Annotated in this window: 7 protein-coding genes; all 7 read right to left on the reverse strand. The window is 73.3% G+C overall.

The window, feature by feature from the left end; genetic code table 11:
- Positions 1-182 (reverse strand): glyceraldehyde 3-phosphate dehydrogenase NAD-binding domain-containing protein (locus AC6H2I_RS30305; protein ID WP_497504516.1); only part of this gene is annotated, 182 nt, incomplete at its 3' end.
- A gap of 103 nt (positions 183-285) precedes the next feature.
- The gene (locus tag AC6H2I_RS30310; RefSeq protein ID WP_497504517.1) at positions 286-1236 is read right to left on the reverse strand and encodes a DMT family transporter; all 951 of its coding nucleotides are present in this window, start codon (positions 1234-1236) and stop codon (positions 286-288) included.
- Positions 1237-1256: 20 nt separating this feature from the next.
- Positions 1257-1520, reverse strand: a complete 264-nt coding sequence (locus tag AC6H2I_RS30315) for a hypothetical protein (protein WP_497504518.1) — start codon at positions 1518-1520, stop codon at positions 1257-1259.
- A 126-nt stretch (positions 1521-1646) separates the two neighbouring features.
- Positions 1647-2207 carry a hypothetical protein gene (locus tag AC6H2I_RS30320; protein WP_497504519.1) on the reverse strand — a complete coding sequence of 187 codons (561 nt, stop codon included), beginning with the start codon at positions 2205-2207 and terminating at the stop codon, positions 1647-1649.
- Positions 2208-2223: 16 nt separating this feature from the next.
- Positions 2224-3453 (reverse strand): acetate/propionate family kinase, encoded by a 1230-nt coding sequence (locus AC6H2I_RS30325; RefSeq protein ID WP_497504521.1) that lies wholly within the window; start codon positions 3451-3453, stop codon positions 2224-2226.
- Positions 3454-3464: 11 nt separating this feature from the next.
- Entirely contained in the window at positions 3465-4913 is a 1449-nt protein-coding gene (locus AC6H2I_RS30330; protein ID WP_497504522.1) for a bifunctional enoyl-CoA hydratase/phosphate acetyltransferase, read from the reverse strand.
- A 506-nt stretch (positions 4914-5419) separates the two neighbouring features.
- On the reverse strand, positions 5420-5530 hold a 111-nt coding region (locus AC6H2I_RS30335), incomplete at its 5' end, for a hypothetical protein (RefSeq protein ID WP_497503841.1).

Here is a 5530-nt window from a genome sequence, read left to right on the forward strand (position 1 = left end):
TCCACGGTGCCGGGGAAGCGGCCGTGCACGCTGTCGTACTTCAGGAGGTGGACGTTGGTGGCGAGGTCGGCGAGGTCGTTGACCGCGACCACCTCGACGTCCGTGCGGCCGCACTCGTAGATGGCGCGCAGAACCAGGCGGCCGATGCGGCCGAACCCGTTGATGGCAACCCGAACAGCCATGATGTCCTCCAATGTGATTGACCAGAGTATACTAGTATATTAGCTCCCCGGGCAAGAGGCCGCGCACCGCCGCGGACGCACCGGACAGAGTGTCGCAGACGGGTCAGCGCGGGGGCGCGCGGCGCCGGGTCTCGCGGACGAGGATGACCAGACCGCCGGCGATCACGATGGCGGTGCCGGCGACGACGTTCGGGGCCGGGGCGTCGCCCCAGAGAAGCCAGCCGAACAGGGCGGCCCAGACGATGCCGGTGTAGGTGAACGGGCTGACCAGGGCTGCGGGGCTGCGGGCGTAGGCGCGGGTGATGAAGTGCTGCGAACCTCCTCCGGCCAGCCCCATCACCGCCATCAGGCCGAGATCCCGCCACGTCGGCGTGGTCCACGCCGCGGGCACGGCGAGCGCGCACAGCACCGTCGACAGGGCGGTGAAATGGAAGACGGTGGCCGCCGGCCGCTCGGTCCTGCCGAGCTGGCGCATGGCGATCTGCGCCAGGGCGTAGGCCACCGCCGCGGCCAGCGCCACCAGGACGCCCGGCTCCACCGCGCCGCCGGGCCGGGCGATGACGAGGACGCCGACGAATCCCACGGCGACGGCGGCCCAGCGCACCCGCCCGACGCGTTCGCCCAGCAGCGGCACCGAGAGGGCGGTCAGGACCAGCGGGGCGGCGTAGGAGATCGCCACCGCGTCGGCCAGCGGCAGCAGGCGGTACGACCAGAACAGCAGCACCATGGACGCCAGGCCGATCAGCGAACGCCAGAGGTGGCCCAGGGGGCGGGCGGTGCGCAGCACCGGCAGGCCGCCGGCGGCCATCACCATGGCGCTGGCCGGCAGCAGGGCGAACAGGTTGCGGAAGAAGGCGATCTCGGCCAGCGAGTAGCCGTCGGCGAGCACCTTGGAGACGGCGTTCATGACCGCCATCAGGGCGACCGCCGCCAGCATCGACACGATGCCGCCGCGCACGTCGGCCGCCCCCGGCGGCGCGGCGGCGCGGTGTGTCACGTCGCGCCCAGTCGCGCCGGGGGCGGGCAGCGAGTCGCCGGTGCAGGTGTCGGCCATGGCGGTCGCTCCCCCGTCCGTCAGCTCCCGCCGCGCCGGTGGCGGCGACGGTCGAGGACGGCGAGCGCCGCCAGGCCCAGGCCGGAGGTCGCGACGATCTGGAGGAGCACGGCGGGGGCGGGCACCGCGAGGGCGTTGCCGGTGACCATGCCGGCGACGACGGCGAGCGCGGCCAGGGTGCAGGCCATCCCGTCGCCGGGCGCCGTCCAGCGCGGCGCGTCGCGCAGGGCCAGCCCGAACAACAGCAGGCTGAGGGGGTAGAGAACGGGGTTCAGGGTGTCCATGACGTGGGGCTTGGCAGCGGGAGGGCAGGGACCGACGGCTCCCCCGCGCGGCGGGGGAGGGTCGGGGGAGGGTCGGGGGAGGGTCGGGGAGGGTCGAGGGAGGACAGGGCGGTGCGGCCGGGCGCGTCAGGCCGCCGGCATCAGGTCCCGTCGCGCCGGCGCGTCGGCGGCGGCCTCCATGAGGGCGTCCAGCGACGTCCAGGGGCAGGTCGCGGGCAGGTCGAGGCGGTCGTCGAGGCGCAGGGCGGCCTCGCGGGCGCCGCGCCACAGCGCCGGCAGATCGGCGAACAGCCGCATCGACGGCGAGTCCGCCAGGCAGCGGCGCAGGTCGTCGAGCGCGGCGGCCCGGCGTGCGCCCAGGCTGTCGGTGCGCCGCGGCCAGACCAGCGCGAACATCAGCCACTCCACGCCGTCGCGCAGGCGCTCCGGCCCGTCGCCCGCGGCGGCGGATTCCAGCGCGTGGACCACCAGGCCGGGTGCCAGCTCGTCCAGGCGGCCCTGGCGGGCCAGCATCTCCTGGCGCTTCAGGGCGAGGAACCGGTCCATGCCCCGCGCCGCGACCGGGCAGGACCCGGGCAGCGCCGCGGCGCGTGGCAGCCCGTCCAGCCAGTCCGCCGTCAGGCCCAGCCGGCGTCCCTCGTTCAGGAGGCGGAGGCGCGCCGCGGTGCGGTCGTGTCGGTCGTCCATGGCGGGCGTCCTCCGCTCAGGCCGCGTCGGCGGCGCGGCCGGATGCGGCCAGCAGCGCCAGCGTGTGAAGCGCGATCATCCGCTCCTCGTCGGTCGGGATGACGTAGGCCGGGATGCGGCTGTCCGGGGTGGAGATCCGCAACGCGCGCGCACGGTTGGCGGCGGGGTCCAGCGCGACGCCGAGCCAGCCCAGCCGCTCCGCCAGGGCCTGGCGCACCGGCGGCGAGTTCTCGCCGACGCCGGCGGTGAACACCAGCCCGTCCAGCCCGCCCATGGAGGCCGCCAGCGCTCCGATCTCCTTGGCGACGCGGAAGCAGAACAGCTCCACCGCCTCCGCCGCGTGGGGATGGTCGGAGGCCAGGAGGTCGCGCATGTCATTGGACACGCCGGACACCCCGAGCAGGCCGGACTGTTTGTAAAGCAGACTTTCCAGGGCGTCGGCGTCCATGCCCTTCTCGCGCATCAGGTAGATCAGGACGCCGGGGTCGATGGCGCCGGGCCGCGTGCCCATGGGCACGCCGTCGAGCGCGGTGAACCCCATGGTGGTGTCGACGCTGCGCCCGGCCTTGAGCGCGCACAGGCTGGAGCCGCTGCCGAGATGGCAGACGACGACGCGGCCCGCCGCCAGGGCGGGATCCACCTCGGGCAGGCGGCGGGCGATGTACTCGTAGGACAGGCCGTGGAAGCCGTAGCGGCGGATGCCCTCGTCGCTGAGGGCGCGGGGCAGGGCGAAGGTCTGCGCCTGCCACGGGCTGTCGCGATGGAAGGCGGTGTCGAAGCAGGCGACCTGGGGCAGCGCCGGGAAGGCCTTGGCCAGGGCGCGGATGGCGGCCAGGTTGTGGGGCTGGTGCAGCGGGGCCAGCGGCACCAGGGCGTCCAGGGCGTCCATCACCGCCGGGGTGACGAGCACCGGGGCGGCGAAGCGGGTGCCGCCGTGGACGACGCGGTGCCCGGCGGCCACCAGGGTGACGTCGCGCAGGTTGGCGGCCAGCCACTCCAGGAGGAAGGCCAGCATGCCCGCACGGTCGCCAGGGTCGCCGGTCTCCAGCGGCTGGTCGGCCAGCACGCTGCGGTCGGCCGCCTTGGCCTCGAACCGGGGCGCCGTGCCGATGCCCGAGATCTGGCCGCTGACGGCGGCGTCCGGCGCCTCGCCGGCACGGTCGCGGTAGACGCAGAACTTCAGGCTGGACGACCCGGCGTTGATGACCAGGCAGGCGTTGCCCTGGGGTGCAGGACGGTTCGGCATCGCGGCGCTCCTCATTCGGCGGCGAGACGGGCCGCGGCCGGGGCGCGGCGCGAGGCGGCGATCAGCGAGGCCACGGCGCATGACGCCAGGCGGGTGCGCACGGTGTCGGCGCGGCTGGTCAGGATGATCGGCACCCGGGCCCCCAGCACGATGCCGGCGGCGTCGGCGTTGGCCAGGAAGGACAGCTGCTTGGCCAGCATGTTGCCGGCCTCCAGGTTGGGCACCAGCAGGACGTCGGGCTGGCCGGCGACCTCCGAGACGATGCCCTTGGTGCGCGCGGCTTCCGCCGAGATGGCGTTGTCGAAGGCCAGCGGTCCGTCGAGGATGCCGCCGGTGATCTGGCCGCGGTCGGCCATCTTGCACAGGGCGGCCGCCTCCAGGGTGGTGACGATCTTGGGGTTGAGGGTCTCCACCGCCGACAGGATGGCGACCTTGGGCGTCTCGACGCCCAGGACCTTGGCGAGGTCGATGGCGTTCTGGACGATGTGGACCTTGTCCTCCAGCGTCGGGTAGATGTTGATCGCCGCGTCGGTGACCAGCAGGGCCTTGGGGTAGGTGGGGACGTTCATCACGAAGACGTGGCTGATGCGCCGTGCCGTGCGCAGCCCGGCGTCCTTGCGGACCACCTGGGCCATCAGCTCGTCGGTGTGCAGGGACCCCTTCATCAGCGCCTCGACCACCCCGGTGCGGGCCAGCGCCACGGCGGCCTCGGCGGCGGCGTGGCTGTGCTCGGCGTCGACGATGCGGTAGGGCGCGAGGTCGAGGCCGTGGGTGTCCGCCAGCGCCCGGATCTTCGCCTCCGGCCCGACCAGGACCGGGTCGATCAGACCGGCCTCGGCCGCCTCGACGGCGCCGCGCAGCGCGCTCTCGTCGCAGGGGTGGACCACCGCGGTGGCCACCGGCGGCAGGGCGTCGCAGCGGGCCAGCAGCGCGTCGTGCTGGTCGTGGCGGATCATCTGGATCTGCGGCAGCTCATGGGCCGGCAGGCTGACCTTGCGGGTCGGCGCGATGACCGTGGCGGTGCCGGTGGTGACGACCTCGCCGTCCTGATTGACGCACACGCAGTCGAACACCACCAAGGCCTTCTCCGGCCGCTTCTCGGCCACCGTGATGGTCGCCGTCACCACGTCGCCGAGCGCCACCGGGCGGCGGAACCGCAGGTCCTGGCCGGCGTAGATCGTCCCGGCGCCGGGAAGCTGGGTGCCCAGCACGCCGGAGATCAGGGCCCCCGACCACATGCCGTGGCCGATGATCTTCTGATAGCGGCTGTCGGCCGCGAAGGCGGGATCGAAATGGGCCGGGTCGATGTTGCCGGACACGGCGGCGAACAGCTCGACCTCGGTGGGGGTGAGGCGGCGGGACAGGCTGGCCGACTGGCCGATGCGGATCTCGTCGAAGGGGACGTTGTCGATCGGTGCGCCGGCATCACGGGCCCGGCGTCCATCATGGACGGGCAGCATTACGGAACACTCCGCGGGGCAGAAAGGGCGGTGTCACCCGGTGACCGGGTCGGCGCGGTTTGCACGCCGGTGCGGTGGGGCCTGGGGCCAGGCGGCGGTGACGATCCCTTTGTACTAATATACCAGTTGCAGTGCAACAGAAACCCGGTCTGCCGTGACGGCACCCGACACTATGCCGCAGGGGCGGCGCGCCGGTGCCGGGCGGCGCAAAAAAAAGGCCACGGGATGCGGCTGCATTCCGTGGCCCGAGTTTAGGGAGGAAACGCCCGTCACCGTACCGGCATCTAGGGGGAACCGGTGCGATGAGAACGCCCTGATGATACTAGTATATCAGTGGCGATGCAAGAGGATACCGCACGAAAACCGGGATTTTCTGACGGGAGCCCGGCCGCCCTGTCCGACCGCGACGATCCGCCCCGGAAGACGGAGGATCTCCCGGGGCGGGCCGTGGGGCGGGCCCGTGGGGTGGCCCGTGGGGCGTGGGACGGCGACGCGGTGGCCGCCGGTCAGGCCTTGAGGATGCCCTTTCCGGCGAAGCGGGCGGCGGCGCCGAGCTGCTCCTCGATGCGGATGAGCTGGTTGTACTTGGCGAGGCGGTCGGAGCGGCTGAGGGAGCC

The organism is Azospirillum sp. NS33 (genome assembly GCF_059703765.1).